This window comes from Solwaraspora sp. WMMA2101, from assembly GCF_049179175.1.
Taxonomy (GTDB): Bacteria; Actinomycetota; Actinomycetes; order Mycobacteriales; family Micromonosporaceae; genus Micromonospora_E.
Window position 1 is genome coordinate 3,637,267 of the sequence record NZ_JBMHMA010000006.1, and the last position, 24,988, is coordinate 3,662,254.

Genomic DNA, 24,988 nt, shown 5'->3' on the forward strand with positions numbered 1-24,988 from the left:
AACCGGACGCGGCGCGAATCACCGCCCCGGATGGTGGCACCGGCGCCCTGGTAGGCCAGACTTGGCGACATGGCGGCTGCAGGGTTCCCGTACCAGGATCTGAAAGACTTCGTCGCGGCGCTGGAGACCGCCGGCGAGCTGCGCCGGGTCGACGTGCCGGTGGATCCCACGCTGGAGATCAGCGAGGTGGTGACCCGCACGGTCCGCGCCGGCGGCCCGGCGCTGCTGTTCGAGCGCCCCACCCGGGGTGAGATGCCGCTGGCGATCAACCTGTTCGGCACCGAGCGGCGCACCGCCATGGCGCTCGGGGTCGAGCACCTGAACGAGATCGGCGACCGGATCGGTGCCATGATCAAGCCCGACCTGCCGGTCGGCTGGTCCGGCATCCGTGACGGGCTGGGCAAGGTCATGCAGCTCACCTCGCTGCCGCCGCGCAAGGTCAAGACCGCACCGTGCCAGGAGGTCGTCTACACCGGTGCCGACGTCGACCTGAACCGGCTCCCCGGGCTGCAGGTCTGGCCGGGCGACGGCGGGATCTTCCACAACTACGGGCTCACCCACACCAAGCATCCGGAGACCGGCAAACGCAACCTGGGTCTCTACCGGCTGCAGCAGCACTCGCCCAACACCCTCGGCATGCACTGGCAGATCCACAAGGACTCGACCGCCCACCACGCGGTCGCGGAGCGGCGCGGCGAACGGCTTCCGGTGGCGGTGGCGATCGGCTGCGACCCGGTGGTCAGCTACTCGGCGTCGGCGCCGCTGCCCGGCGACATCGACGAATACCTGTTCGCCGGGTTCCTGCGCGGCCAGCGGGTCGAGATGGTCGACTGCCGGACCGTGCCGCTGCAGGTGCCGGCGCACGCCCAGATCGTGCTGGAGGGCTACCTGGAGCCGGGCGAGCGGCTGCCGGAAGGGCCGTTCGGCGACCACACCGGCTTCTACACCCCGGTCGAACCGTTCCCGGTGCTGCACATCGAATGCATGACCTTGCAGCGCGACGCGCTCTACCACTCGATCATCACCTCCAAGCCGCCGCAGGAGGACCACGGGCTCGGCAAGGCCACCGAACGGATCTTCCTGCCGCTGCTGCGGATGCTGATCCCGGACATCGTCGACTACGACCTGCCGGCCGCCGGGGTGTTCCACAACTGCGTGATCGTGTCGATCCGCAAGCGCTACCCGAAGCACGCCCAGAAGATCATGTCGGCGATCTGGGGCGCCCACCTGCTGTCGCTGTCCAAGCTGATCGTCGTGGTCGACGACGACTGCGACGTGCACGACTACGCCGAGGTGGCGTTCCGTGCCTTCGGCAACGTCGACTACTCCCGTGACCTGCTGCTCACCGAGGGCCCGGTGGACCACCTCGACCACTCGTCGTACCAGCAGTTCTGGGGCGGCAAGGCCGGCGTCGACGCGACCCGTAAGCTGCCCACCGAGGGCTACACCCGGGGCTGGCCCGAGGAGATGACCATGTCACCGGAGATCGTGTCGCTTGTGGACAAGCGGTGGCGGGAGTACGGGATCTCGTGAGCGCCGCAGCCACCACCGCCGGGCCGGCCGGCGTACCGGTCGGCCGGGTCCGGGCCTTCCTGCGGCTGGTCGCGATCGAACACTCGGTCTTCGCGCTGCCGTTCGCCTACCTGTCCGCGCTGACCGCGATGGTCAGCCTCGACGGTGGGGTCCGCTGGCTCGACCTGCTGCTGATCACCGTCGCGATGGTCGGGGCACGCACGTTCGCCATGGCCGCGAACCGGATCATCGACCGGCACGTCGACGCGCGCAATCCGCGTACCGCCGGTCGGGAGCTGGTGACCGGGGCGGTCAGCGTCCGGACGGCCTGGACCGGTGCGGTGGTCGCCCTGGTGGTCTTCCTCGGTGCCGCTGCCGCGCTGAATCCGCTCTGCCTCGTGCTCGCCCCGCTGGCGGCGGTGCCGCTGGTCGTCTACCCGTACGCCAAGCGGTTCACCAACTGGCCGCACGCGGTGCTGGGGCTGGCCCAGATGGTCGGCCCGGTCGGTGCCTGGCTGGCGGTCACCGGCACTGTCGACGGCGCCGGACCGGCGATCGTGCTCGGCGCGGCGGTCGGCCTGTGGATCGGCGGATTCGACCTCATCTACGCCTGCCAGGACGCGGAGATCGACCGCGAGATCGGGGTACGTAGCGTGCCGGCGCGGTACGGGCGGGCGTTCGCGCTGCACGCCTCGACGGCGGCGCACGTGGTGACGTTCGGGCTGTTCGGCTGGTTCGGTTTCGTGGTCGGCTTCGGCTGGCCGTGGTGGCTCGGCCTGGCCCTGACCGCCGTGGCCTTCGGCTACCAGCATCTGGTGGTCACCCCGACCGACCTGTCGAAGGTGAACCGGGCGTTCTTCACCGCCAACGGCTTCGTCGGCATCGCGCTGTTCGTCTTCGCCCTGCTCGACCTGGTGTTCCGACTCGGCCTACGGCCCTGACCCCGGCTCACCCGCCCGCCCGCCTCGACCTGGCGGGCGGTACCGGCCCGACTCGGCGGACCAGTCGATGGTGCCGCGTACCGCGTGGCCGATCCCGTCCAGCAGCGCGGCGGCGGCCCGGTCGTACGCCGGCCCGAACGACGGCACCGCCGCGCGGCGGGCCGCGAAGAGGTCCAGCTGGGCGCGCCACCGCCCGGCGACCAGGTCGACGGCCGCCGCCAGTGGGATCCGGTCCGCCTCGGCCACCGCCACCACCAGGTTGTGCCCACCGCCGACCCGCAGGTCCCCGGGGAGCGAGTACAGGTCGTTGTACCAGGAGAGCAGGTCGTTGCCGGTGTCGGCGAGCTCCCGGACCCGGGGGTGGTGGAACACCGCGTCCGGCACCGGTTCGCCGGTGGCGAACTCGATCAACGTGTACGCGACGTTCGCCGCCGACGTGGCCCGGCGCAGCTCGACGTACTCGGCCGGGTCCGGGCGGTGGCCGGTGGCCTTGTTCCGGGCCTCGCGGACCGCACCGTCGAGGTGCTCGGCCACCGCGTCGACGAACCGCTCGCGCCACCACGGCGGCATGGTCCGGACCAGCACCCGCCACGGCCCGGTCAGCATCCGCCGGGCCGGGCCGACGAACACCGGGCCAGCGTCGGAGTCCGGGCCGGCGTCGGACCGGGCGTCCGCGCCCGTGGTCTGCCCGGTACGCAGCAGCGCGAGGATCTCGCTGGCGACGCGGTGCAGCCGGTCCTGCTGCGGCTCGGCTACCTGGTCGAACTCGTCGTCGTTCAGGAAGAACCAGGCGAACAGCGCGGTCAGCAGACGCAGCCGGCCCAGGTCGGCGGCCGGGTAGAGGCGGGCGGCGTACCCGCCGATCTGTGCCCCGGCGAGCCGCCGGTGGGCGGTGGTGTCGGGCGGCAGGCCGCAGCGCCGCAGCCAGCCGGGCAGCCAGCCGTCGGCGGCGTGCAGGTGCGGGGAGACCACGACCGGCAACCGGCACTGCGCCTGTAGCTCGGCCAGCAGGCCGGTGAGGTCGGTGCGGTTGCCGGAGTCCATCACCTACCTGCGTGGTTGCTGCCACAGTGTCCGTACGGGGTGCGACCTACCCTATGGGGTGATCGTGCTGGGCGACAGCCGGTGAGTGGACGGGGAGCAGATGAGAAGACCGTGGGTGATCGGCGTCTCGGGTGCCTCCGGTACGCCGTACCCGGCGGCGGTGCTGCGGGCCCTGCTCGACGCCGGGCATCCGGTGGACCTGGTGGTGTCGCGGGCGGCCCGGCTCACCATCCTCGACGAGACCGGTGGACCGTTGCGCGACAGCCACTGGCGCGACGATCTCGGCCGGTGGCTCGGCCGTGCGGTGCACGACGCGGACGTCCGGTTCTGGCCGGCGGGTGACCTGGCCGCCGGTCCGAGCAGCGGCTCCTATCCGGCGCGGGGGATGGTGGTGGTGCCGGCCAGCACGGCCGCCTGCGCCGGGATCGCGATCGGGCTGTCCAAGGACCTGCTGCAGCGGGCAGCCGAGGTGAACCTGAAGGAGCGCCGACCGGTGGTGCTGGTCCCCCGGGAGACCCCGGTGACCCGCAGTCATCTGGAGCACCTGATCACCCTGCACGACGCGGGAGCGGTGGTGCTGCCGGCGAGCCCCGGCTTCTACGGTGCGGGTGCGGCCGCCTCCGCCGCCCAGCTGGTCGACTTCGTCGCCGGCAAGGTGCTGGACGCGCTCGGCGTACCGCATTCGTTGTTCCGCCGGTGGTCCGGCGAGCTCGGCGCGGCCCGCGACGCGCCGGCTGGGTCCTGACGGGTCAGCCGACGTAGCCGCCGGATCCGTTCTCGGTGTGCCGGGGGCGGTTCTCCGCCGCGCTCTCCGCCTGCATCTCCTCCAGTACGCCTTCGCCTTCGAGTAGCGCGCGTACCTCGGACTCGCGGAACCGGCGATGGCCTCCGGGAGTACGGATGCTGCCGATCCGGCCGGCCGCCGCCCAACGTGTGACGGTCTTCGGGTCGACGCGGAACAGCGCGGCCACCTCGCCCGGCGTCAGCAGACGATCTCCAGTGTCCACGGTCCCCTCCTCGCGTCCACGACAGCCCTGACCTAGCCAGTGAGCCCCCCGATGGACCGTGTGCCAGCTGCCGTCGTGCCAGACGTACGGCCATTAGAGCACCGGCTGCCTGCCCTGTCCGGGAAATGGGGAAAGCTACCTGCCTGGGAAGTTGTCCAGTATGATTTGCACCCTATATTGTGATTTACACTAGCTTAGCGTGAACTCGTGTCACCTGTCCTTGAATCATCCGAGGGAGCCACCGACCGGCCGGCAGGTACTAGGGTGTACTTCCCGTGGACGTCATCGACCTGCGGCTCGTCGACCTGCTCCGTGGCAACGCCCGGCTCTCCTACGCCGAGCTCGCCCGCCAGGTCGGCCTCTCCGCCCCCGCCGTGCACGAGCGGATCGGCAAGCTGGAGGCCGCGGGCGTGCTGCGCGGCTACCGGGCGGACGTACGCCCCGAATCCGTCGGCCTCGGGGTGACCGCCCTGATCGGCCTGGTCGAGGATTCCGGAGCCGAGACCGACGCCGTGCTCGACGCGCTCCGCGCGATGCCGGAGATCGAGTCGTGCTACTTCATGGCCGGCGTCGAGTCGTTCCTCTGCCTGGCCCGGGTCGGCACCATCGCCGAACTCGAACAACTGATCATGCGGCTGAACCGGACTGCCGGGATCGCCAACACCCGGACCAGCGTCACCCTCTCCACCAAGTGGGAGAACCGTCCCCGACCCCTCACCGGCTGATCCGACCGGCGGTGTTGTTACCGTCAGCGGGTGGATCAACTGGACCGGTGCGACGACGCCGACCGGGCCTGGGTGACCGAGGCGATCGCCAAGGTCGAGGCGGACGCCAACCGGTCCGCCGACACCCACCTGCTGCCGTTCCCGCTGCCGCCGTCCTGGGGGATCGACCTCTACCTCAAGGACGAGTCGGTGCACCCCACCGGCTCGCTCAAGCACCGGCTGGCCCGGTCGCTGTTCCTCTACGGGCTGTGCAACGGCTGGATCGGACCGCAGACCACGATCGTGGAGGCGTCGAGCGGTTCCACCGCGATCTCCGAGGCGTACTTCGCCCGGATGCTGGGCCTGCCGTTCGTCGCGGTGATGCCGGCGGCCACCTCGGCCGAGAAGATCGCCCAGATCGAGTTCCACGGCGGCCGGCCGCACCTGGTCCGTGATCCGGCGGCGGTCGTCGTCGAGGCCCGGTGGCTGGCCGAGGACCTCGGCGGGCACTTCATGGACCAGTTCACCTACGCGGAGCGGGCCACCGACTGGCGGGGCAACAACAACATCGCCGAGTCGATCTTCGCGCAGCTCGCCCTGGAACGGCACCCGATCCCCAGCTGGATCGTGGTCGGCGCCGGCACCGGCGGCACCAGCGCCACCATCGGCCGGTACGTGCGCTTCCAGCGCCACCGCACCAAGGTGTGCGTGGTCGACCCGGAACACTCGGCCTACTATCCGGCGTGGACCAGCGGCGACTGGACCACCACCACCGGGCGCGGCTCGACGATCGAGGGCATCGGCCGGCCGACCGTCGAGGCCTCGTTCCAACCGTCCGTCGTGGACCGGATGATCCAGGTCCCGGACGCGGCGTCGTTGGCCGCAATGCGCCTGGCCACCGATCTGCTGGGCCGGCGGGTCGGCGGATCGACCGGCACGAACCTGTGGGGGGCGTTCGCACTGATCGCCCAGCTCCGCGCGGCAGGCCAGCAGGGATCGGTGGTCACCCTGCTCTGCGACAGCGGCGAGCGGTACGCCGACAGTTACTACTCGGCCGACTGGCTCGCCGGCCAGGGCCTCGACCTGACCCCGTACCTGGCGGTGGTCGAGCGTTTCCTGCGCACCGGTGACTGGTCGACCGACGTCGTCAGCTGAGTCAGGCCGCCGTCGGCCGGCGCCGGCTCGGTGACCTGCGGCCGGTGCCTGGTCAGGCGCGTTGCGCCAGCCCCGGGTAGTGCCGGACGAATCCGTCCGGATCGACGGTCAGTTCGGCGGTGAAGCTGCCGCTACGGAACCGGACCCGGTCGACGTCGAGCACGGTGTAGACCTGCTCGACCGGCAGCACCTCCAGGCTCGGCACCCGGACCCAGGCGACCGTCAACCGGTGCTCCTCACCTGCCGGGCGCTGCGCCAACCGCAGTCGACGTACCACCAGGGTGTTGAACAGCGGCGCCGCACCGAGATCGACGTCGAGGGCCGGGTCGAGCCGCCCCGGCTCCTCGGTGCCCGGCAACCCCACCGGGGGGTGCCCCGCCGCGCGCAGCGCCCCGTCCAGGTCACCCTGCTCGGCGGTGCTGACCCGCCACCGGCCGAGCGCCCGCTCCATCCGTACCGTGCGCAGCCAGCCGGCACCTTCGGCGGTGACGGTGAGCCGCGCCGACTCCCACTGCTCGTCGGTGGCGAGCTCGTAGTGGCAGCTGTACGGCAGCGGTGCCGCCGCCATCGACACACCCCGGGCAGTCAGTCCACGCCGGTCGTCGAAGAGCACGTGGTCGGCGCCGCCGGTGTCGGTGCGCGCCCAGATGATCGATTTCGGCGACGTCGGCATGAGCCGACCGTACCGGCAGATCGGGCCGGCGGGGAGCCGGACCGATCTGCCGGTGTCAGTCGATGCCCGTCAGTCGGTGCGACAGGCTGTCATGGCTGCGGTGACCCGTCAGCCGGTGCGGTGATCCGTCAGTGGCTGCGGGTGGGCCGTCGGTCGGCGAAGCGTCGCTCGCCACCGCGACGGTCGTCGCGGGGCGGCCGGTTGCCGTCGTGGCGGAACCCGCCACGACGCTCCCCGGACCGGTCGGCGTCGCCGCGCGGGCCACGGTCGGCGTCCCCGCGCGGCCCGCGGTCGACGTCACCGCGCCGGCTCCGGTCGGTGTCGCTGCGCGGGCCACGGTCCGTCTCACTCCGGCCCCGGTCGCCCCGGCCACGGAACCGGTCCGGACGGTCGGACCGGAAGCGGTCGGGCCGCTGACGGTGCTGACGCGGCGGCTCCGGCTCCTCGACGATCGGTACGCCACTCGGTTCAGCGGCACCGGTCAGCTCGGTCAGGACGGCGTCGCCCCGGCGTACCCGGGTCTGCGCCGGCTCGACGCCGGCCTTCTCCATCATGGCGAGCGTGCTGCGACGCTGCTTCGGCAGTACCAGGGTGGCGACCGCGCCGGACTCCCCGGCCCGAGCGGTCCGGCCGGCCCGGTGCAGGTAGTCCTTCGGGTCCTTCGGCGGATCCACGTGCACCACCAGCGAGACCCCGTCGACGTGGATGCCACGGGCCGCGACGTCCGTCGCGACCAGCACGTTGACCCGGCCCTCCTTGAACTCGGCGAGGGTGCGGGTCCGTACCCGCTGGGTCTTGCCGCCGTGCAGGGCGCCGGCCCGGACTCCGACGGCGGCCAGCTGGTCGACCAGCCGGTCCACCCCCATCTGGGTACGGGCGAACATCATGGTGCGGCCGGACCGGGCGGCGATCGACGCGGCGACGGCGAACTTGTCGTTCGGCGGGATCAGCAGCAGATGGTGGTCCATGGTGGTGACCGCTGCGGTCGGCGGCGCGGTGGAGTGGGTGACCGGATCGGTCATGAACCGCCGCACCAGAGCGTCGACGTCGTTGTCCAACGTGGCCGAGAAGAGCAGCCGCTGGGCGTTGGCGGGCGTCTTGTCCAGCAGTTCGGTGACCTCCGGCAGGAAGCCCATGTCGGCCATCTGGTCTGCCTCGTCCAGCACGGTGACCTCGACGTCGTCGAGGTTGCACACGCCGCGCGCGATGAGGTCGCCGAGCCGGCCCGGGGTCGCGACGATGATCTCCACGCCCCGGCGCAGCGAGTCGATCTGCCGGTCGTACGGCACGCCGCCGACGGTGGTCTTGAGGAACACGCCGACGGCCCGGCCCAGCGGGAACAGCGCGTCGTTGACCTGCATCGCAAGCTCGCGGGTGGGGACCAGGATGAGTGCGCGGGGGTGCAACGGACGGGCCCGGGGGCCGTCGGCCATCCGGGTCAGCACCGGCAGGCCGAAGGCGAGGGTCTTACCGGAACCGGTCTGGCCACGGCCCAGCACGTCACGGCCGGCGAGCGCGTCGGGCACGGTGGCCCGCTGGATCTCGAACGGGGCGGTGATGCCTTCCCGGGCGAGGGCCTTGACCAGCGGTCGCGGCAGGCCGAGCTCGGCGAAGTCCGGCTCGTGGACCGCCTCGGCGACTGGTTCGGCGACTGGTTCGGCGACTGGTTCGGTCGGCTGCTCGACGGGCTCGACCGGGGTGTCGAGGACGGAGGGGAACGTGCTGGGGTCAGCGAAGGTGGTCAAGAAAACCTCTCAGAGCGGGGCAGATCTTCGCGAATGGCCCGTTCCGGTGTCGCACCGTTGAATCGCCCGCAAGATTGCCCATGAGCACGCGTGAGCATGCCGGATTGATGATCGGGTGCAAGTGTACGGGTTTGCCGCGCTGTTGCCACCCGACCTGTCCGGCCGGTGGGCCGGCTCACGCCGGTCGGCGGTCCGGGCGCGCCCGACCCACCGGGTCGGGCGCGCCGGACCGGGCCGAGGTCAGCCGCCGAGCAGGCCGTCGAAAAGACTGTTGAAGGCGTTGCCGACGACCAGGGCGATCAGTACGCCGAGCACCACGACCACACCGAGTCCGATCGCCATGACCAGGACCACCTTGGTGGTGCCACGGTCCTCCCGGTCCGGCGTGTCCGCCCAGCCCTGGGCCAGGATGTGACCGGTCAGCGAGCCGGAGTTCTCCACGGCCGGGTCGAACGTCATGCCGCCGCGCGGCGCACCCATCGGCAGCGCCATCGTCGAGTCCGCGCCGGGTTCGGCGCGCCGGGCACCGTACACCGTCCCGGTCGACGGTGCCGGCGGCGACCACGGTGCGGCGGCCGGCGGTGCGGACACTGCGGGCGGTGCGGAGACCGCAGGCGGTGCGGACACGGCTGGCGGTGCGGAGACGGGCGGCGGTGGCGGTGGCGTCGGGTGCCAGGTCGGCGACGTGGCCGCCGGGATGGTGTATCCGCCGGCGGCGAACTGGCCGGGCGGTGGCGGGAAGGGCCCCGGAGCCGGGGCGGGTGGGGCCGGCGGCGAGGTGGGCCGCGACGGTGGTGGCGAGCCGGGCAGCGGTGGCGGGAACGGCGCCGGGGGCGGCGGCTGCGCGGGTGCGGGCGGCGAGACCGGTGCCGGCGGTACGGCCGGCTCCGGCGCGGTCGACTCGCGCCGGGCGCCGTAGACCCGGGTGCCGCCGGTCGGGAACCGCAGTGCACCGACGTCGCTGGCGGAGACCTGCGCCGCCCCGGTCACCGCAGCTCTGGCCCGAGCGGCGGAGCCCGGCGACGCGGCGGGATCGTCAGCGTCGGCGGAGGCCGTCGGCGAGTGCTCCACGGCGGGTACGGCAGGAGGAGCCGGCGTGGCGGCAGCACTGTCCGGTGGTTGCCAGGTGTCGGCGAACGCGGACCAGGCCGACGCCGCCGATCGGCCGGCACCCGGATCGGCCGAGACGGGCGCGCCGGAGACGGGCGCGTCGGACACCGAGGGGTCGGACACCGAACCGCCGGATACGGGCGCGTCGGTCGCGCCCGGCACCACCGGTACGTCGGCGCCGCCCACGTTGGTCGGCCAGAGGGCGCCACCCGGTGGCGGTGGCGGTGGCGGACTGTACGGCTCCGGCAGCGGAACGTACGGCTCGGGCGGCTGGGGCGTACTGCCGGACGAGCCGGAACGGTCGGGCTGACCGGGCACGAGTGGCTGCCCGGCGTCGACCTGGTCCACCGTTGACCAGCGCCGATCTTCGTCCATTGGTTGCCTCCCGTGACAGGGGTCCGCCCGGATACGCCTCCGGCCGGTGAGGCGTTCCTGTGATCACCGTGCCATACCGGTGCCCGTCGGCACACCCGGAGTATCGGCGTACCGACCGCAGGTCGGCACGTTCGGCACGACCAGCCGACCCGGTCAGCTCTCCTGCGGACCCGCGCTGGGGCTGCCGGTGGCCGTGGCGGACGCGCTCGGGCTGGCCGACGCCGTGCCCGTCACGCCGCTCGGCGTCGCGGTCGGGGTGCCCGTGCCGGTCTCGTCCGGGTCCGGGGTGCCGGTCTCGTCCGGATCCGGCGTGCCCGGCACGGTGGTCGGCGTCGTGGTCGGCGACACGCTGGTCGACGGGGTCGGCGCCGGGGTGCTCGGGGTGCCGGTCGGTGTCGGCGTCGGACCCCCGGTCGGCGTCGGGGTGGGCGACGCCGAGCCCGTCGGGGTCGGCTTCGGTGTGGCCGGGGTGGACGGGGTCGGCTTCGGGGTGGCCGGGGTGGTCGGCGTCGGCGTGGGCGTGGGCGTCGTCGTCGGGGCGGCGACGGCGTCGAACACCCTGGTCGCCCGGTAGAAGCGCGACCACCAGACGGTGGCGACCTTGACCACGTCGCCGGTGGTCGGTGCGTGCACCATCTGGCCGTCGCCGACGTACATGCCGACGTGGTGGACGGTGGTCCAGCTGGAGCCGGACGCGAAGAAGATCAGGTCGCCGGGGAGCAGCTCCGAGCGGTCGACGGTCTTGCCTCTGGTCGCCCAGTACTGGTCGGCGGCGACCCGGGGCAGACTGAAGTAGTCGGCGCCGGGTGACCGGTAGGCGGCCCACATCAGGCCGGAGCAGTCGTATCGGCTCGGGCCCTCGGCACCCCAGAGGTACGGCTTGCCGAGCTGTCTGAGCGCGAAGTCCAGGGCGGCGACCGCGCGCGGGTGGGCGGTGGTGCCGGTGATCCCGTCGACACCGTCGATGCCGCGGCCGATCTCCTGCTCGGCGGCCTCCCGCTGCCGCTCGATGGTGACCAGTTCCTGGGTGTTGCGGGCCTTCAGTTCCAGCAGCGCGGTCTCCCGCTGCTTGAAGGTGCCCTCGGTGGAGCCGAATTCGGCGCGCAGCGCGTCGACCCGGGCCAGCGCGGCGGTGTAGGTCCGGTGCGCCTCCTGCTCGGCGGCGGCGGCCAGGGACACCTCCCGGTTGGCGGCGTCGGCGCTGGTGCCGGGCTCACCGCGCTGCAGCCGGGACAGCGCGTCCCACCCGTGCAGGTCGCCCCGGTACTCGCCGGGCGGCAGCGCGGCGGCGTCCTTGATCGCCGAGGCGGCGGTGTTCTCGGCGGCCCGCTGGGCGTCGAGCAACGCGGTACGCCGCTGCCGCAGCGCCAGCTCGGCGGCGTGCAGCGCCGACTCGGCCTCGGTCTGCTGCTCCTCCAGGTCGATCAGTTTGGCGCCGAGCAGGGCCACCTCGGTCTCGCTGGCGTAGATCTGCGACGCGAGCGGGCCCTGCACGGTGCTGGGTACGAAGTTCGGCGGGACGGGAGGGCCGGTCGTCGGTGCCGCACCGGGCAGTTGCAGGCCGCCGGCGGGGACCGGCCGGGCACCGGTGTCGGGCACGGCCACCGGCTGGGCGGCGACCGGGGAGGCCAGCGCGAGGGCGGTGACGGCACCGAGCAGTGCGGCCCACAGGGCCGGGCTCAGCCGTACCGGGACGACGTCGGGCGCACCGGGTGCCGGACGCGACCAGCGTCGGACGTTTCGTCGGCCTGCCCTGTCCCTGCTCTTGCCAATCATGCCTGCTCGCTCCCCGTACGGCGCATTTGTCCCGATGCCGTTGCCCCGGAACCGGGTCGCGTCGCCTGGTGTCAGCTGTCCCCCATCGGTCTTACCGCACGGGACGCGTGATGTCGATGTTCCAGGAGGTAACGAGACCCTGTGAGGTTGGCGGCCGGGACATGACGCAGATCGCTGCGGAGTCGGCCGACGCGCCGGACGGGCCCGTCGGGACGTACGCTCGAACGCGGATCTCGGCGGGACTGGCCGTCGACGGGCGGGTCGTCGACGCGCCCGGCCGGTGGAAGGGACGTGGCGGACGTGGACGCTGGTCGCAAGCGCGAGCTCGAAGAAAAGGTGTACGCCGGGGAGCGGCTCGACTACACCGACGGGGTGGACCTGTACGCCAGCGACGACCTGGCCTGGCTGGGGCGGCTGGCGCACCACCGGCGTACCGAACTCAACGGCGACCGGGTGATGTTCAACGTCAACCGGCACCTGAACCTGACCAACGTCTGCAGCGCCTCCTGCGCGTACTGCTCGTTCCAGCGCAAGCCGGGCGAGAAGGACGCGTACACGATGCGGATCGAAGAGGCCGTCCGTAAGGCCAAGGAGATGGAGGACGAGCAGCTCACCGAGCTGCACATCGTCAACGGCCTGCATCCCACGCTGCCCTGGCGCTACTACCCGAAGGTGCTGCGCGAGCTGAAGGCCGCGCTGCCGAACGTCAAACTGAAGGCGTTCACCGCGACCGAGGTGCAGTGGTTCGAGAAGATCAGTGGCCTGCCGGCCGACGAGATCCTCGACGAGCTGATGGACGCCGGCCTGGAGTCGCTGACCGGCGGCGGCGCGGAGATCTTCGACTGGGAGGTCCGCCAGCACATCGTCGACCACGCCTGCCACTGGGAGGACTGGTCGCGGATCCACCGGCTCGCCCACAGCAAGGGGCTGCGGACCCCGTCGACGATGCTCTACGGCCACATCGAGGAGCCCCGCCACCGGGTCGACCACGTGCTGCGGCTGCGTGAGCTGCAGGACGAGACCGGCGGCTTCACGGTCTTCATCCCACTGCGCTACCAGCACGACTTCGTCGACTCGGCGGACGGCAAGATCCGTAACCGGATCCAGGAGCGGACCACGATGGCCGCGCCGGCCGAGTCGCTGAAGACGTTCGCGGTGTCCCGGCTGCTGTTCGACAACGTGCCGCACGTCAAGTGCTTCTGGGTGATGCACGGACTGTCCGTGGCGCAGTTGTCGCTCAACTTCGGCGTCGACGACCTGGACGGTTCGGTGGTCGAGTACAAGATCACCCACGACGCGGACTCCTACGGCACGCCGAACACCATGCACCGCGACGACCTGCTGCACCTGATCTGGGACGCCGGCTTCCAGCCGGTCGAGCGGGACACCCGCTACCAGGTGGTCCGCGAGTACGACCGGCCGCCGTCGTTGGCGCAGCGGCGGGCCGAGCCGCAGCAGATCTGGGCCTGACCCGGGTGCCGGCAGTCGGGGCGGACAGGTGTCGACCCGCCCCGATCAGGGAATGACGTACCGGTGAGTCAGCCACGTAGCGTGATCTCACGCCTGCGTGGCGTGTGGGGGAGTTTCTGGGCCGTCCCGGCGGCGTTCGCGGCCGGATCGGTCCTCCTCGCCGTCGTTCTCACCGCGTTGGAGCTGCGCCTGCGGCTGCCACTGGACTCGTACCTGCCCAGCGGGCCCGCCGGGGCGAGATCGCTGCTCTCGTCGATCATCACCGCGATGATCTCGTTCACCGCGCTGGTCTTCTCGATCACCGTGGTGGCGCTGCAGTTGGCGTCCAGCCAGTACACCCCACGGGTTCTGCGGACCTTCCTGCAGGACCGGGTGACCCAGGCCACCCTCGGTACGTTCGTCGCGACGTTCCTGTTCGCCATGGTGGTGCTCGCCGCGCTGCCGGACGAGTCCGACGCCCGCCTGCCGGCCCTGTCCCTGGCGGTGTCGATGGGCCTCGTGCTCGGCAGCACCGGGATGTTCCTCTACTACCTGCACCACATGACCGCGCTGATGCGGGTCTCCCACATGATCGCGGCGATCGGCGCGCAGACCCGCCGCAGCATCGACCGGTGGGCGCCCCGGCCCGCCGACCCGGACGACGCGCCGAACGGTCCGATCGTCGACGTGCTGGTGGCCCCCGGGACCGGTTCGGTCACCGCCGTCGACGTCGACCAGTTGGCCCGGATCGCCCGCCGGCACGACTGCGCCGTCACGGTCGCACGGATACCGGGCGAGTTCGTCGTGGCCGGCATGCCGCTGCTCGCCGTACACGCGGTCGGTGACGCCCCGCCCCGGCCGCTGGACGTGTCCCAGGCGGCCCAGGCCGTCGAGATCGGCGTCGAACGGATTCCCGGCCAGGACGTCGGCTTCGGCCTGCGGCAACTCGCCGACATCGCCGAACGGGCGCTCTCCCCGGGCATCAACGACACCACTACCGCCGTGCGGGCCCTGCAGGAGTCCCACGACCTGCTGCGCCGGCTCGCCGACCGACCGGACCGGCCCCGGATCGTCCGCGACGACGACGGCACCGTCCGCGTCCATCTGCGCCGGCAGACGTTCGCCGAGCATCTCGACACGTCCGTCACCGACGTGCGGCGGGCCGCCGGCGAGCAGCCCCGGGTCACCAACCTGGTCGGCGACATCGTCGACGATCTGCTGACGGTGGCGCGGGCCGAGCACCGACCGGCCCTGCGGCGACACCGCACGGGTACGGCGCAGCAGCGGCGCGACCAGGCAGGCGTACCCTCGTCTGGTCATGACTGAATCGAAGAGCGAGGGTTCGCCACGCCGCGACGCGGCGGGCCGGATCGTCGCGCTGCCGGACCTGTACGGCGTCGTCGGCGCCGGCCTGGTGATCGGTCTGCTCCTGCTGCTGCTGTTCGACGGCGTGTTCACCCTCATCGGACCCGGACGGATCGGCCAGTCCAACGGCTGGCTCGCGGTGATCCTGCCGGCGTGGCTGTTCGCCGAGGAGTTCCGGGCCTGGCACGGCGGGTCCGCCCGGTTCGCCGCCGCCGCAGTCGCGGCCGGGGTCGGGACCACCTCCGGGCTGCTGGCCGCCGGGCTCGCCGCCGACCTGCCGCCGTTGGCCGGCGGCGGCATCGGAGCGGCGGTCTCCACACTGGTGTACGCGACGGTCTGGTTCCACGGCGTCCGGTGGCTGGACAGCCGGACGCCGACGAGACGGTGAGGAGAGACATGAGCCCTGCGGTGAAGTACACCCTCGGCCGGATCGGGCTGTTCGTGGTCGTCGTGCTGGCCCTGTGGCCGATCGACATGAACATCTTCCTGAAGTTGATGATCGCGGTGATCTTCTCTGCGGCGTTGTCGTTCTTTCTGATGCGCGGCTGGCGCGACGAGATGGCCCAGCAGATCACCGAGGTCACCGAGCGCCGCCGGGCCGAGAAGGAGCGGTTGCGGTCCGCGCTGGCCGGCGACGACCAACCCGGTGGTACGGACGGCAGATCCCAGGAGAATTGATAGCTTTCGGTCACAAAGGATTGACCCGGCAACCCGATGCTCGCTTGAATGTCGCCGGAATCGCCTTGGCGGATGCACCTGAGACGGTGGTGGATCGTGTTGCCCGGCAACTTGTCAATCCGACGTCGGCTCGGCCGGCTCCCTCGGCGTACCACGGCCGGGGTCCTTGCCGGCGTGGCCGCGCTGTCGACGATCGTCGCCACCATCGGATTCGGTGCCGCCTCGGCCCGCGACGACGACCTGATCGGCGAGCCGGTCTCCGCCGAGCAGTTCGCGGCGATCGCCGCCGCCGCCCAGTCCTGCCCGATGCTCACTCCCGCCCGGGTCGCCGGGCAGTTGATGGCCGAGTCCGGTCTGGACGCCGCCGCCGCCGTCACCACCTCCGGCGGGCAGGGCATCGCCGGACTCGACGAGCGGGACTGGCAGGAGTGGGCACCGTGGCCGGCCGCGCGGCGGACCGACCTGGCCGCGAACGTGATCGCGCTGGCCCGACAGATGTGCCAACTGGGCGGCAAGCTGCGGGTGGCCGAGGTGCCGGGTGACCGGTGGCGGCTGGCGTTGGCTGCCTTCCACACCGGACTCGACTCGGTCACCGTTGCCGGCGGGGAGCCCGACCAGGCGCTCGGCTACATCGGTGCGGCGAGCGGGTACGCCGCGTACTACAGCCAGTTGCCGCAGTTCGCCGGTGCCGGCGAGGCACCGGCCGACCCCGCCCGGCAACCGAAGGCGATCCCGGAAGGGTACGTCGACCTGATCGTCGCGGCCGGCTCGGTCTGCGCGCCGGTCACCGCACCGGCGATCGCCGCGCAGCTGATGGCCCTGTCCGGGTTCGACGCCACCGCGACCGGCGAGGACGGCCGGGCGGGCATCGCGCAGTTCCGCCCGCAACTGTGGGAGCAGTACGGCCCCGACGACGCGACCGCCTACGTCCCGGCCGCCGCCATCCCGGCGCTGGGGGCCGCGATGTGTGCACTCGTCGCCGAGTTCGCCGACGTCGACGGCGGTGACCCGTACGAGTTGGCGCTCGCCGCGTACCACCGGGGCGTCGACGCGGTCCGCGACGCCGACGAGCCGCTCGGCAAGCAGACCGAGGACCTGGTGGCGGCGGTACGCCGGCTCACCGACTTCTACGCGATGGACGGCCGGATGGTGTCGCCGTCGACGTCCCCGTCGCCGTCGGTGTCGCCGTCGGTCACGGCGTCCCCGCGGACGCCTGCGGCGGATCCGACCCGACCCGGCCCGGGGGCGACCACGCCGCCGGCCAAGGTCGTCACCCCGCCGGCGGCCGCGCCGCCGCCGGACACCCGGGCGACGAACAACACGCCGCCGCAGCAGACCACCCCGGCCGCACCCCCGGCCCCGGTCCGGCCGTCGAACATGCGTCAGCTGGTCGGCAAGGAGACCGGGCTGTGCGTCAGCGCCGGTGCCGGCAGTGACGGGACCCAGTTGACCCTGCAACGCTGCGCGGAGAACAAGTCACAGTGGTGGGAGATCCGTAGCGACGGCACCATCCGGGCCAACGGACTCTGCATGGACGTCGCCTGGGGTGCCAGCGCCGACGGCACCGCCGTGCAGGTGGCGTACTGCAGCGGCAATCCGGCGCAGAACTGGCAGAAGTGGCAGGGCCGCAGTGGCACGCTGGTCAACCCGTTGACCGGCAAGTGCCTGGACGTGGCCGGCCACGGCGTCGGCGCGCCGCTGATGATCTGGCACTGCGTGGGTCATCCGAAGCAGACCTTCGACGCCCGCTGACCGACGCCCGCTATAGCCTGCCGAAGGCCAAGGTGCGATCCGACGGTATACCTGTGTGGAATAATCATTCCACACAGGTATACCGTCAGGAGCCGTACCTGTCTGAGGAGCCGTTGCGGACAGTCACGGCACCTGAGCGGGCAGGTGCTTCTCGATGGCGGCCACCAGCGCGGCATCGGTCGGCGCGACCCGGGGCCGGAACCGGCCGGCCACCGTACCGTCGGGGGCGATCAGGAACTTCTCGAAGTTCCACTGCACGTCACCGGCCTCGCCGTCGGCGTCGGGCGTGGCCACCAGTTCGGCGTACAGCGGGTGCCGGCCCGGCCCGTTGACTTCGATCTTGGCGAACATCGGGAACGTCACCCCGTACGTCGTCGCGCAGAACTCCTGGATCTCCTCGGCGCTGCCCGGCTCCTGACCGCCGAACTGGTTGCACGGGAAACCGGCCACCGTGAAGCCCCGGTCGGCGTACTGCGGAGTGAGCCCGCACTTCGACGCCACGTTGACCACCAGCACGGCCCTGCCCGCGAAGTCCCCGAGTGATCCGGGCTCCCCGGCCAGGGAGGTCAGCGCAATGTCGTAGATCCCCATGTCCCGATCCTCTCTGTCCCACCCGTCAGGGCGGTGCCGATCGCGGTCCGCCAGTAGAGTACTTCCCGCCCGGACCTGCGCTTGGTGACCAGGCCGGCGTCGAGCAGCACCTTCAAATGGTCGCCGACCGTGCCGGTGCCGAGCCCGGTGGCCGTGGCCAACTGCGAAGTGCTCATCGGGGTCGCCAGCCGGATCAGGATCGCCGCCCGGTTCGCGCCGATCAGCCGGCCCAGCCCGGTCGCCGTCACCGGTGTCGGGTCGGCGAGGATGCCGCTGGCCGGATAGACCATGCCGAACCGGGTGGGCTGGTCCCACAGCACCCAGCCACGGGCGCAGTGCGCGGGGACGAAGACCAACTGTTCCGCCGCGTCGAGCCGCATCGGCGGCGACGGGTAGTCGTTGACCTGCAGTCGGCCGTCGCCCAACCAGCGCATCTTCTGGTTGAGGTCGGCGAAGACGCCGGCCCAGCCCTGGCTGCTGAGTCGGGCGGTGCGCCCGACGATGTCGGCCCGCAGCCGGCGCTCCCGGTCCGGCCACTGTGGCTGCACCGTCTGCCGCCACACCCAGTCGAGCAGCTCCGCCGCCCGCCCGGCGAGCCCGTCGGCCAGCAGTACGTCAGCGAGCGGCCCCGGTCGGGTCTCGCGCAGGTCGGCGCGGATCTGCGCGTCCCCGCGACCGGCGACGGCGGTGAGCTCCTCGGCGAAGGTCGGTGCCGTCGACAACGGAGCCAGGGTGAGGTAGTCGGCCGTATACCGGGGCCGGAACGACGCCGCCAACAGGGCGCGCAGCACCGGCCGGTCGTCCAGCAGATGCTGGAACGCGGCCAGGTACGGTCGCCGCCAGTCGTGCTGCCACGGCCGACGTGGGTAGTACAGGGCGCGCAGCGCGGCGACGGTGTCGGTCAGCGGCGAGACGACGAACCGACTGCGGGCCAGCAGATCCGCCGGCACCTGCCAGACCGTCAACTTTCGCCTCCAGACGTAACGCTACTGGTCCGGCGCCGCCGGGCCGCAGCATCAGCGGGTGAGGACCTACTCGGAGTTGTTCGCGGTCGGTGAGTTCCGCAATCTGTTCGTGGCCAATTGTGCCGGCATCGCCGCGCACACCAGTTCGTCGCTGGCGCTCGGCGCGCTGACCTACGCGACGACGGGGTCCGCCCTGCTCACCGCGCTGAGCATGTTCGGTGCGCCGCTCGCTGGCGTGCTCGGCAGCGTGACTCTGCTGTCGGCGGCGGACAGCCTGCCGCCGCGTCGGGCGATGACCATCGCGGCGCTGGTCGCCCTGGTCGGTGCCGCTGCCCAGGCCGTACCGGGGCTGCCGCTGTGGGCCCGGTTCGCCATCATCGGGCTGGTCACCTACGTCGCGTCGATCACCGCCGGTGCCCGGTGGGCACTGATCAACGACATCCTGCCGACCGGGGCCTACGTGCTGGCCCGGTCCACGATGAACGCCAGCGTGGGCATCATGCAGATCGCCGGGTTCGGCGTCGGCGGGGTTCTGCTGGTCTGGCTCAGCCCGTACCAGGTGTTCCTGGTCGCCGCCGGGCTGCGCGCGGTCGCGGCGGCGGTGGTCCGCTTCGGTCTGACGGAACGGCCGGCCCGGACCACCGAGCGGACCTCGACCGCCCGTACCTGGCGGATCAACCGGCAGCTGTGGGCCGATCCGGGACGCCGGTCGCTGCTGCTCAACCTCTGGCTGCCCAACGGACTGGTGGTCGGCTGCGAGGCCCTGTTCGTGCCGTCCGCCGGGGACCGGGCCGGGTTCCTGTTCGCCGCCGGCGCGTTCGGGATGCTCGCCGGTGACGTACTGGTCGGACGGATTCTGTCGCCGGCGGCCCGGCAGTGGTGCGCGCTGCCGCTTCGGCTGCTGCTTCCCCTGCCGTACCTCGTGTTCCTGATCCGTCCGGACCTGCCGCTGGCGATGCTGCTCGCCATGGTTGCCTCGGTCGGCTTCGCCGCCGCGCTGCCGCTGCAGGAGCGGCTGATCGCCCACTCGCCGGCGCAGGCGCGCGGCCAGGTCCTCGGCCTGCAGCAGAACGGCATGCTGGCCGGGCAGGCGGTCTGCGCGATCCTCGCCGGCACGGTCGCCGACCATCTACCGGTGCACCAGGCGGTCGCCGTACTGGCCGGGCTGTCGCTGGTCGCCACGATGGGGTTGACCCGTGGCCTGCGGCGCACCCGACCGGCGCTCAGCCGCGCCGCCACTTCTGGTTCGCGCCGCCGTGGCATTCGTAGATGACCAGCCGGGCACCGTCGGCGGTGTTCCAGTCGACGACGTCGACACACTTGTTGGCCTGCGGGTTGACCAGGTCGCCGGCCCCGCTGAGCACCCACTGCTGGGCCGGGTTGCCGCTGCAGTTGGCGAGCTGGACGACCGCGCCGTTGGCGGTGGACCCCCAGGCGACGTCCATGCAGAGCCCCAGCGCCCGGATGGTGCCGTCACCGGGGAAGGTCCAGTTCTGCGCGTTGGTGCCGTTGCAGCGGTACAGCTGCAGGTGCTGGCCGTCGACGCCGTTGGAGTTCGGTACGTCGATGCACTTGTCGGCCAGCCCGATCAGCCGGCTGGTCGAGCCGCCGCTGCCGGTGGTGGTCAACGACAGCCCGTAGCGGGACAGGATCTCGTTGACCGGCTGGTAGACGGTGGTGCCGCCGGAGGCGCAGGTGCCGCCGGCGCCGGAGGTGACGCCCTGGGCCTGGGTGCCGGCCAGCACCGCGCCGCCGGAGTCGCCGGGCTGGGCGCAGGCGGTGCTGGAGACCAGCCCGTAGACGGTACGTCCGCCCGAATAGTTGACCGTGACGTTCTTCGCGGTGATGGTGCCGCACCGCCAGCCGGTGGTGCGGCCGGACCGGCAGATGGCGGTGCCGACGGCCGCCTCCTGGGAGCCGCTGACGTTGACGGTGCCGCCGCCGTAGTTGTTGACCCAGGGCCGGGGCACCCAGTTGGCGTTGGTCTGCACCCAGGCGTAGTCGTCGCCGGGGAACGACGAGCCACGGAAGGTGCCCTGGGCAGCGCCGCTGCCGGTGGTCGTCGCGCCGACGGTGCCGCAGTGGCCGGCGGTGACGAAGCCGCCGGCGACGGCGAAGCCGACCGAGCAGAGCACGCTGTTGTTGATGGTGTACTGGTCGCCGCCCCGGATGTCGTACACCGGCCGGTAGGCGTCGGCGTCGACGACGACGGAGACCGCGTCGGCGGGCAGCCCGGCGGTACGGGCGAAGGTGGTGGCCGCCGTGGCCGTGGCGGCCTGGATCGTCACCGTGTTGCCGACCGGGTCGACGTACCAGGCGTGCACGGCGGGGCCGGCGGCCGTGGCCCGCCGGTCCAGCCCGGCGGCGAGCCGGTCGAGCTCGCGCAGGCCACGGGGGACGACCCGGGCCTCGGCACCGGCGGCGCGGACCCGGTCGGCCTGCGCGGGGTCGGTCACCCCGACGACCACGGTACGTCCGTCGGCGTCGACCCAGGTGCCGGCGTACGCGTCGGCCAGTTCGAGGCGCAGTCGTTGTTCGATGTCCGGGGCGGTGGCCTCGACGGCGAGCCGGGTGTCGAGTTCCTCGACGGTGAGGTCGAGGTCGCGGCGTAGGGCGGCGAGTTGGCCGGCCGGGAGCACCCCGGCCGGTGTCGTGGCGGCTGTCGGTGCTGTCTGGGCGGGCGTGACGGTCGGGGCCGCAACGGCGGCCGACGGCGGGGCGATCAGGGCCGTGCCCAGGGTCAGGCCCAGCAGTGCTCTCAGCGTGCGGTTCATCGGGGGAACCTCCGGGGGTGGGAGGGATCGCAAGGGCTGAGAGCGCTCTCTCTAAACAAAGCTTCCAGATAGGCGCCAGTCTGTCAACATCAACTAAAGTCGATAGTCCCTGCTCCTGGCGTGCACCGGGCCGCGAGTGGGCGTGGGCGGCAGCCGCCCCGCCGCTCCCGCCGAAGGCTCAGGCCTTGCGGGCGACCAGGATGCCGAGCGGCGGCCGGTCCGGGGCCGGCGGAGTCTGTTCGACGGTCACCAGGACCAGAAAGCCGGCCTCGGTCAGCAACCGCGTCACCTCGGCCGGCCGCTGCCGATGGAAGCTCAGATCGATCCGCTTGCCCTCGAACTCGTCGCGGTGCCGGATCTCGTCGCCGACCTGAAACACCAACATCAGGTAGCCGCCGGGCGTCAGCACCCGGTGGAACTCGGCGAACGCCGCCGGCCGCCGCTCGTACGGCAGATGGATGATCGAGAAGTAGGCGAGCAGCCCGCCGAGCCCGCCGTCGGGCAGGTCCAGCTCCAGCATCGAGCCGACCTCGAACCGCAGCTGCGGGTACGCCTGCCGGGCGTGGGTGATCATGCCCGGTGACAGGTCGACGCCGACGGCGTCCAGCCCGTGCCCGGCCAACAGTACGGTCACCCGGCCTGGCCCGCAGCCCACGTCGGCGACCGTACGGTTGCCCGTCGAGAGCACCAGTTCGGCGAACAGGCCCAGCATGGCCCGGTCCAGCGGGGCCTCGTCCAGGGCCGTCTGCACCTCCCGGACGTACTCGTCGACGATGGCGTCGTAGGAGTCCCGGGTGGCGGTCAGGAAGTCGGAGTCAGTCACCCGCAGCACGGTAGCGGCGGCGCAGCCGCACCGTCACCGGCACCACGACGACGGCCAGGCCGACGGCGAGCCACAGCCAGAGCCGGGGGCCGGGCCACCGGGAGGGCACCTGCGCCGGCCGGACCGTCCCGGTCGCGACCGCCCGGTCCGCGACGTCGACCGCCCGCACCCCGTCGGCAAACGTCATCCGCACCGTCGGCGCGTCGGCACCGGGGGCCAACGACACCAGCTGTACGCCGCCGACGTGGCCAGCGTGGATCCGCTGGCTCAGCGCCCAGACCCCACTCATGCCGGCGGAAGCTGGCTGGTAGGCGACCACCAGGGCGCTGCCGTCCGGCCGCCAGCCGAGTAGCCGTACCGCCGTCACGTCCGCCACGGTCGGCAGTCGCGGACCCGGCGCGTCGGCCCCGGTCACCGGGTCGACCGCGACGAGCCGCCAGTCGTCGCCGTCACGTTCGGCCAGGGCCACCGCCTGCCCGTCCGGCTGCCAGGCGCCCTTGCCGGCCAAGGTCCGACCGGGCGGCAGGTCGAGCGTATGCCGCCGGCCCGATCCCAGGTCCATGATGGTCAGCCGGCTGCCGGACTGCAGCGCCAGACGTCGGCCGTCGGCGGCGAACGCCACCGCGTACCCGGCGACGAGCGTGTCGTCGACGGTGGCCAGCTTCCGCACGGACCCGTCGGCCACGTCGACCAGGCTGACGACCGCCGCGTACGCCGACCGGTCCGACGTACGCGGCACCGAGTCCACCACCACCAGCTGGTCGCCGGACGGCGACCAGGCCAGCGGCCGGGTCAGGACACTGGCGGCGTCCCCCGGCCCGAGCGCGGCCACCGTACGGTCACCGAGGTGCCGGATCCGCACCCCGGTGCCCCCCTGCGCGGAGTCCCACTGATGCGCCAGGCGGGTCCCGTCCGGTGAGAGCAGCACCACCTCACCGGCCGGTGCGTCCACCCCGACCCGGTGCACCCGGTACCGGTCCGCGCCAGCGTCGACCACCGCCACGGCCCCGGTATCGTCACCGCCGAATCCGCTGACCGCGACAGCCGCCGCACCGATCGGGAACGGATCGGTGATCCGCAGAGCGCCCCACGGCGGCGTGCCGACCCGGTCCGGCAGGGCATCGGCGGTCCCACCCACCGGCCGGGAGCCGGCCAGCAGCACGGATCCGCCGATCAACAGCAGAACGGCAGTGGTGGTGGCGGCCCACCGCCACCGGCGGACGATCGTCGCCGTCGTCGAGTGCATAAGGCGTCGACGCGCCACGTACCGCCTTCGGTTGTCGGTCCGTTCGGTCGTCGACCCGGTCGCGGTGTCGCACCTGGCTGCTTGGATGGTCGTCATGGGAGTGCTCTACGACTACTTTCGGGCGGCTGGCGACGACGCGGCGGTCGCCCTGATCGACGGTCTGGTGGGCGGCCCGACGACCGCCGCCGGTGCGGTGGACGCCGTCGACTGCAAGGGCATCGACCCCGACGTCGCCCTCGGCAGCCTCGTCGCCTTCGTCCGTGGCGTCGCCTGGCGGCCCGACCTGGTGCGCAGCGATCTTGTCGGGGACCCCGACGACGACACTCCCTGGCTGCTGCGTATCGACGACGGCACCCGGGACACCCTGGCCGGCATCGACAGCGGCCAGGCGCCGCAGCTGTCGGCACGATGGGGGCGGACCGACGAGCTGGCGCCCACCGGCCCGCTGCCCGACGATCACCTCGTACCGGTGATCGAGGCCGTCGCCGGTCTCGCCAGGCGGGCCCGCGACGACGGTGACCACCTCTACTGCTGGTGCAGCCTCTGACCGATTCTCATCCGACTCCCATGTTCGCGTGATCTGATCGGCGGACATGGGCAGCTCAGGCGAACGCATCCTGGTCGTCGACGACCAGCCGAACATCGTCGACATGCTCGTCACCGTGCTCACCTTCCACGGCTACACGGTCGACACCGCCGGCACCGTGACCGAGGCGCAGCAGTCGGCGGTACGACACCGACCCGACCTGGTGGTACTCGACGTGATGCTGCCCGACGGTGACGGGTTCGACCTCTGCCGGCGGCTGCGGGCCGACGGGCACCGGTTCGGCATCGTCTTCCTGACCGCCCGCGACGCCCGGCGTGACCTGGTCTCCGGGCTCACCCTCGGTGGCGACGACTACCTGACCAAGCCTTTCGCCGTCGATGAACTACTGGCCCGGATCCGGGCGGTGCTGCGCCGGGTCGGTGCCGTCGGGCGACCCGATGACGCCGCCCGGTCCGTGCTGCGTTACGCGGACCTTTCGCTGGACGAGGACACGCTGCTGGTGACCCGGGCCGGCCAGCCGGTACGGCTGTCGCCGACCGAGTTCAAACTGCTGCGGTACCTGATGCTCAACGCCGGCCGGGTGCTGTCCCGGACCCAGATCCTGGAAGCGGTGTGGAGCTACGACTTCGGCGGCGAGTCGAACGTCGTCGACACCTACGTCGGGTACCTGCGGCGCAAACTCGACCCGCTCGGCGAACCGATCATCGTTACCCACCGTGGGTTCGGATACGCACTGCGTACTGGTGGGGGGTGAGG

The 24,988-nt window shown here is 72.2% G+C and carries 24 protein-coding genes; 13 read left to right on the forward strand and 11 right to left on the reverse strand.

The features are described 5' to 3' along the window. Positions 1–69: 69 nt before the first annotated feature. Complete coding sequence (locus ACN28F_RS17415; protein WP_289208975.1) at positions 70–1,533, forward strand: menaquinone biosynthesis decarboxylase; 1,464 nt, start codon at positions 70–72, stop codon at positions 1,531–1,533. After that, positions 1,530–2,453 (forward strand): menaquinone biosynthesis prenyltransferase MqnP, encoded by a 924-nt coding sequence (gene mqnP / locus ACN28F_RS17420; RefSeq protein WP_289208976.1) that lies wholly within the window; start codon positions 1,530–1,532, stop codon positions 2,451–2,453. Before ACN28F_RS17415 ends, mqnP begins: the two co-directional genes overlap by 4 nt. Here the strand turns inward: mqnP and ACN28F_RS17425 are convergent. After that, on the reverse strand, positions 2,442–3,497 hold the full coding sequence (locus tag ACN28F_RS17425; RefSeq protein ID WP_289208977.1) for a terpene synthase family protein: 1,056 nt from the start codon (positions 3,495–3,497) through the stop codon (positions 2,442–2,444). The genes mqnP and ACN28F_RS17425 overlap by 12 nt on opposite strands. Before the next feature lie 100 nt (positions 3,498–3,597). Here ACN28F_RS17425 and ACN28F_RS17430 point away from each other — a divergent pair, with 100 nt between their 5' ends. Further along, positions 3,598–4,242 carry a UbiX family flavin prenyltransferase gene (locus ACN28F_RS17430; RefSeq protein ID WP_421358677.1) on the forward strand — a complete coding sequence of 215 codons (645 nt, stop codon included), beginning with the start codon at positions 3,598–3,600 and terminating at the stop codon, positions 4,240–4,242. Between the two features lie 4 nt (positions 4,243–4,246). Here ACN28F_RS17430 and ACN28F_RS17435 read toward each other — a convergent pair whose 3' ends face one another. After that, positions 4,247–4,504 carry a BldC family transcriptional regulator gene (locus ACN28F_RS17435; protein WP_289208979.1) on the reverse strand — a complete coding sequence of 86 codons (258 nt, stop codon included), beginning with the start codon at positions 4,502–4,504 and terminating at the stop codon, positions 4,247–4,249. A gap of 275 nt (positions 4,505–4,779) precedes the next feature. Here ACN28F_RS17435 and ACN28F_RS17440 point away from each other — a divergent pair, with 275 nt between their 5' ends. Both ACN28F_RS17440 and ACN28F_RS17445 read left to right on the forward strand, forming a co-directional pair. Then, positions 4,780–5,229 (forward strand): Lrp/AsnC family transcriptional regulator, encoded by a 450-nt coding sequence (locus tag ACN28F_RS17440; protein ID WP_282224404.1) that lies wholly within the window; start codon positions 4,780–4,782, stop codon positions 5,227–5,229. A 30-nt stretch (positions 5,230–5,259) separates the two neighbouring features. Further along, on the forward strand, positions 5,260–6,363 hold the full coding sequence (locus ACN28F_RS17445) for a PLP-dependent cysteine synthase family protein (RefSeq protein WP_289208980.1): 1,104 nt from the start codon (positions 5,260–5,262) through the stop codon (positions 6,361–6,363). Between the two features lie 52 nt (positions 6,364–6,415). On the opposite strand, the gene ACN28F_RS17450 is transcribed toward ACN28F_RS17445, so the two are convergent. From ACN28F_RS17450 to ACN28F_RS17465, 4 genes are all read right to left on the reverse strand, one after another. Next, positions 6,416–7,036: a putative glycolipid-binding domain-containing protein gene (locus ACN28F_RS17450; RefSeq protein WP_421358680.1), complete on the reverse strand. Its 621-nt coding sequence runs from the start codon at positions 7,034–7,036 to the stop codon at positions 6,416–6,418. A gap of 128 nt (positions 7,037–7,164) precedes the next feature. Next, entirely contained in the window at positions 7,165–8,634 is a 1,470-nt protein-coding gene (locus tag ACN28F_RS17455; protein ID WP_289210798.1) for a DEAD/DEAH box helicase, read from the reverse strand. Positions 8,635–9,021: 387 nt separating this feature from the next. Next, positions 9,022–10,266, reverse strand: a complete 1,245-nt coding sequence (locus tag ACN28F_RS17460; RefSeq protein ID WP_421358682.1) for a hypothetical protein — start codon at positions 10,264–10,266, stop codon at positions 9,022–9,024. A 153-nt stretch (positions 10,267–10,419) separates the two neighbouring features. Further along, a complete protein-coding gene (locus ACN28F_RS17465) occupies positions 10,420–12,042 on the reverse strand; it encodes a C40 family peptidase (protein WP_289208983.1) in 1,623 nt (540 codons plus the stop codon). A gap of 300 nt (positions 12,043–12,342) precedes the next feature. On the opposite strand from ACN28F_RS17465, the gene mqnE reads away from it, so the two are divergent. The 5 genes from mqnE to ACN28F_RS17490 all read left to right on the forward strand — a co-directional run bounded on the left by mqnE (position 12,343) and on the right by ACN28F_RS17490 (position 17,286). Then, entirely contained in the window at positions 12,343–13,512 is a 1,170-nt protein-coding gene (gene mqnE / locus ACN28F_RS17470) for an aminofutalosine synthase MqnE (RefSeq protein ID WP_282229473.1), read from the forward strand. Between the two features lie 63 nt (positions 13,513–13,575). Further along, positions 13,576–14,817 carry a DUF2254 domain-containing protein gene (locus tag ACN28F_RS17475; protein ID WP_421358684.1) on the forward strand — a complete coding sequence of 414 codons (1,242 nt, stop codon included), beginning with the start codon at positions 13,576–13,578 and terminating at the stop codon, positions 14,815–14,817. Further along, entirely contained in the window at positions 14,810–15,244 is a 435-nt protein-coding gene (locus ACN28F_RS17480; protein ID WP_289208985.1) for a hypothetical protein, read from the forward strand. The genes ACN28F_RS17475 and ACN28F_RS17480 overlap by 8 nt, the downstream gene beginning before the upstream one ends. 8 nt (positions 15,245–15,252) lie before the next feature. After that, positions 15,253–15,534: a DUF4229 domain-containing protein gene (locus tag ACN28F_RS17485; RefSeq protein WP_289208986.1), complete on the forward strand. Its 282-nt coding sequence runs from the start codon at positions 15,253–15,255 to the stop codon at positions 15,532–15,534. A 111-nt stretch (positions 15,535–15,645) separates the two neighbouring features. Next, entirely contained in the window at positions 15,646–17,286 is a 1,641-nt protein-coding gene (locus ACN28F_RS17490; RefSeq protein ID WP_421358686.1) for a ricin-type beta-trefoil lectin domain protein, read from the forward strand. A 123-nt stretch (positions 17,287–17,409) separates the two neighbouring features. Here the strand turns inward: ACN28F_RS17490 and ACN28F_RS17495 are convergent, their stop codons facing one another. Together ACN28F_RS17495 and ACN28F_RS17500 are read right to left on the reverse strand one after the other, a co-directional pair. After that, entirely contained in the window at positions 17,410–17,877 is a 468-nt protein-coding gene (locus tag ACN28F_RS17495) for a glutathione peroxidase (RefSeq protein WP_421358688.1), read from the reverse strand. Beyond that, complete coding sequence (locus ACN28F_RS17500) at positions 17,853–18,842, reverse strand: ArsR/SmtB family transcription factor (protein ID WP_289208989.1); 990 nt, start codon at positions 18,840–18,842, stop codon at positions 17,853–17,855. Before ACN28F_RS17500 ends, ACN28F_RS17495 begins: the two co-directional genes overlap by 25 nt. 58 nt (positions 18,843–18,900) lie before the next feature. Between ACN28F_RS17500 and ACN28F_RS17505 the strand changes: the two genes are divergently transcribed. Continuing rightward, complete coding sequence (locus ACN28F_RS17505; protein ID WP_421358689.1) at positions 18,901–20,115, forward strand: MFS transporter; 1,215 nt, start codon at positions 18,901–18,903, stop codon at positions 20,113–20,115. Here the strand turns inward: ACN28F_RS17505 and ACN28F_RS17510 are convergent. The 3 genes from ACN28F_RS17510 to ACN28F_RS17520 all read right to left on the reverse strand — a co-directional run bounded on the left by ACN28F_RS17510 (position 20,066) and on the right by ACN28F_RS17520 (position 23,703). Next, positions 20,066–21,616: a ricin-type beta-trefoil lectin domain protein gene (locus ACN28F_RS17510; RefSeq protein ID WP_421358691.1), complete on the reverse strand. Its 1,551-nt coding sequence runs from the start codon at positions 21,614–21,616 to the stop codon at positions 20,066–20,068. The genes ACN28F_RS17505 and ACN28F_RS17510 overlap by 50 nt on opposite strands. 178 nt (positions 21,617–21,794) lie before the next feature. Continuing rightward, complete coding sequence (locus ACN28F_RS17515; RefSeq protein ID WP_421358693.1) at positions 21,795–22,439, reverse strand: class I SAM-dependent methyltransferase; 645 nt, start codon at positions 22,437–22,439, stop codon at positions 21,795–21,797. After that, positions 22,432–23,703, reverse strand: coding sequence for a hypothetical protein (locus ACN28F_RS17520; RefSeq protein ID WP_421358695.1), 1,272 nt, complete (start codon positions 23,701–23,703; stop codon positions 22,432–22,434). The genes ACN28F_RS17515 and ACN28F_RS17520 overlap by 8 nt, the downstream gene beginning before the upstream one ends. Positions 23,704–23,716: 13 nt before the next feature. Here ACN28F_RS17520 and ACN28F_RS17525 point away from each other — a divergent pair, with 13 nt between their 5' ends. Beyond that, positions 23,717–24,232 carry a hypothetical protein gene (locus ACN28F_RS17525; RefSeq protein WP_421358697.1) on the forward strand — a complete coding sequence of 172 codons (516 nt, stop codon included), beginning with the start codon at positions 23,717–23,719 and terminating at the stop codon, positions 24,230–24,232. Positions 24,233–24,278: 46 nt separating this feature from the next. After that, positions 24,279–24,986, forward strand: a complete 708-nt coding sequence (locus tag ACN28F_RS17530; protein WP_289208995.1) for a response regulator transcription factor — start codon at positions 24,279–24,281, stop codon at positions 24,984–24,986. The last annotated feature ends 2 nt before the right edge of the window (positions 24,987–24,988 follow it).

What these genes read in the sequence shown, in the direction of transcription:
- ACN28F_RS17415 (WP_289208975.1), top strand. Translation starts at nt 70, where the DNA reads ATGGCGGCTGCAGGGTTCCCGTACCAGGATCTGAAAGACTTCGTCGCG.
- ACN28F_RS17425 (WP_289208977.1), bottom strand. Translation starts at nt 3,497, where the DNA reads ATGGACTCCGGCAACCGCACCGACCTCACCGGCCTGCTGGCCGAGCTA.
- ACN28F_RS17430 (WP_421358677.1), top strand. Translation starts at nt 3,598, where the DNA reads ATGAGAAGACCGTGGGTGATCGGCGTCTCGGGTGCCTCCGGTACGCCG.
- ACN28F_RS17450 (WP_421358680.1), bottom strand. Translation starts at nt 7,036, where the DNA reads ATGCCGACGTCGCCGAAATCGATCATCTGGGCGCGCACCGACACCGGC.
- ACN28F_RS17460 (WP_421358682.1), bottom strand. Translation starts at nt 10,266, where the DNA reads ATGGACGAAGATCGGCGCTGGTCAACGGTGGACCAGGTCGACGCCGGG.
- ACN28F_RS17465 (WP_289208983.1), bottom strand. Translation starts at nt 12,042, where the DNA reads ATGATTGGCAAGAGCAGGGACAGGGCAGGCCGACGAAACGTCCGACGC.
- ACN28F_RS17480 (WP_289208985.1), top strand. Translation starts at nt 14,810, where the DNA reads ATGACTGAATCGAAGAGCGAGGGTTCGCCACGCCGCGACGCGGCGGGC.
- ACN28F_RS17485 (WP_289208986.1), top strand. Translation starts at nt 15,253, where the DNA reads ATGAGCCCTGCGGTGAAGTACACCCTCGGCCGGATCGGGCTGTTCGTG.
- ACN28F_RS17495 (WP_421358688.1), bottom strand. Translation starts at nt 17,877, where the DNA reads ATGGGGATCTACGACATTGCGCTGACCTCCCTGGCCGGGGAGCCCGGA.
- ACN28F_RS17510 (WP_421358691.1), bottom strand. Translation starts at nt 21,616, where the DNA reads ATGAACCGCACGCTGAGAGCACTGCTGGGCCTGACCCTGGGCACGGCC.
- ACN28F_RS17530 (WP_289208995.1), top strand. Translation starts at nt 24,279, where the DNA reads ATGGGCAGCTCAGGCGAACGCATCCTGGTCGTCGACGACCAGCCGAAC.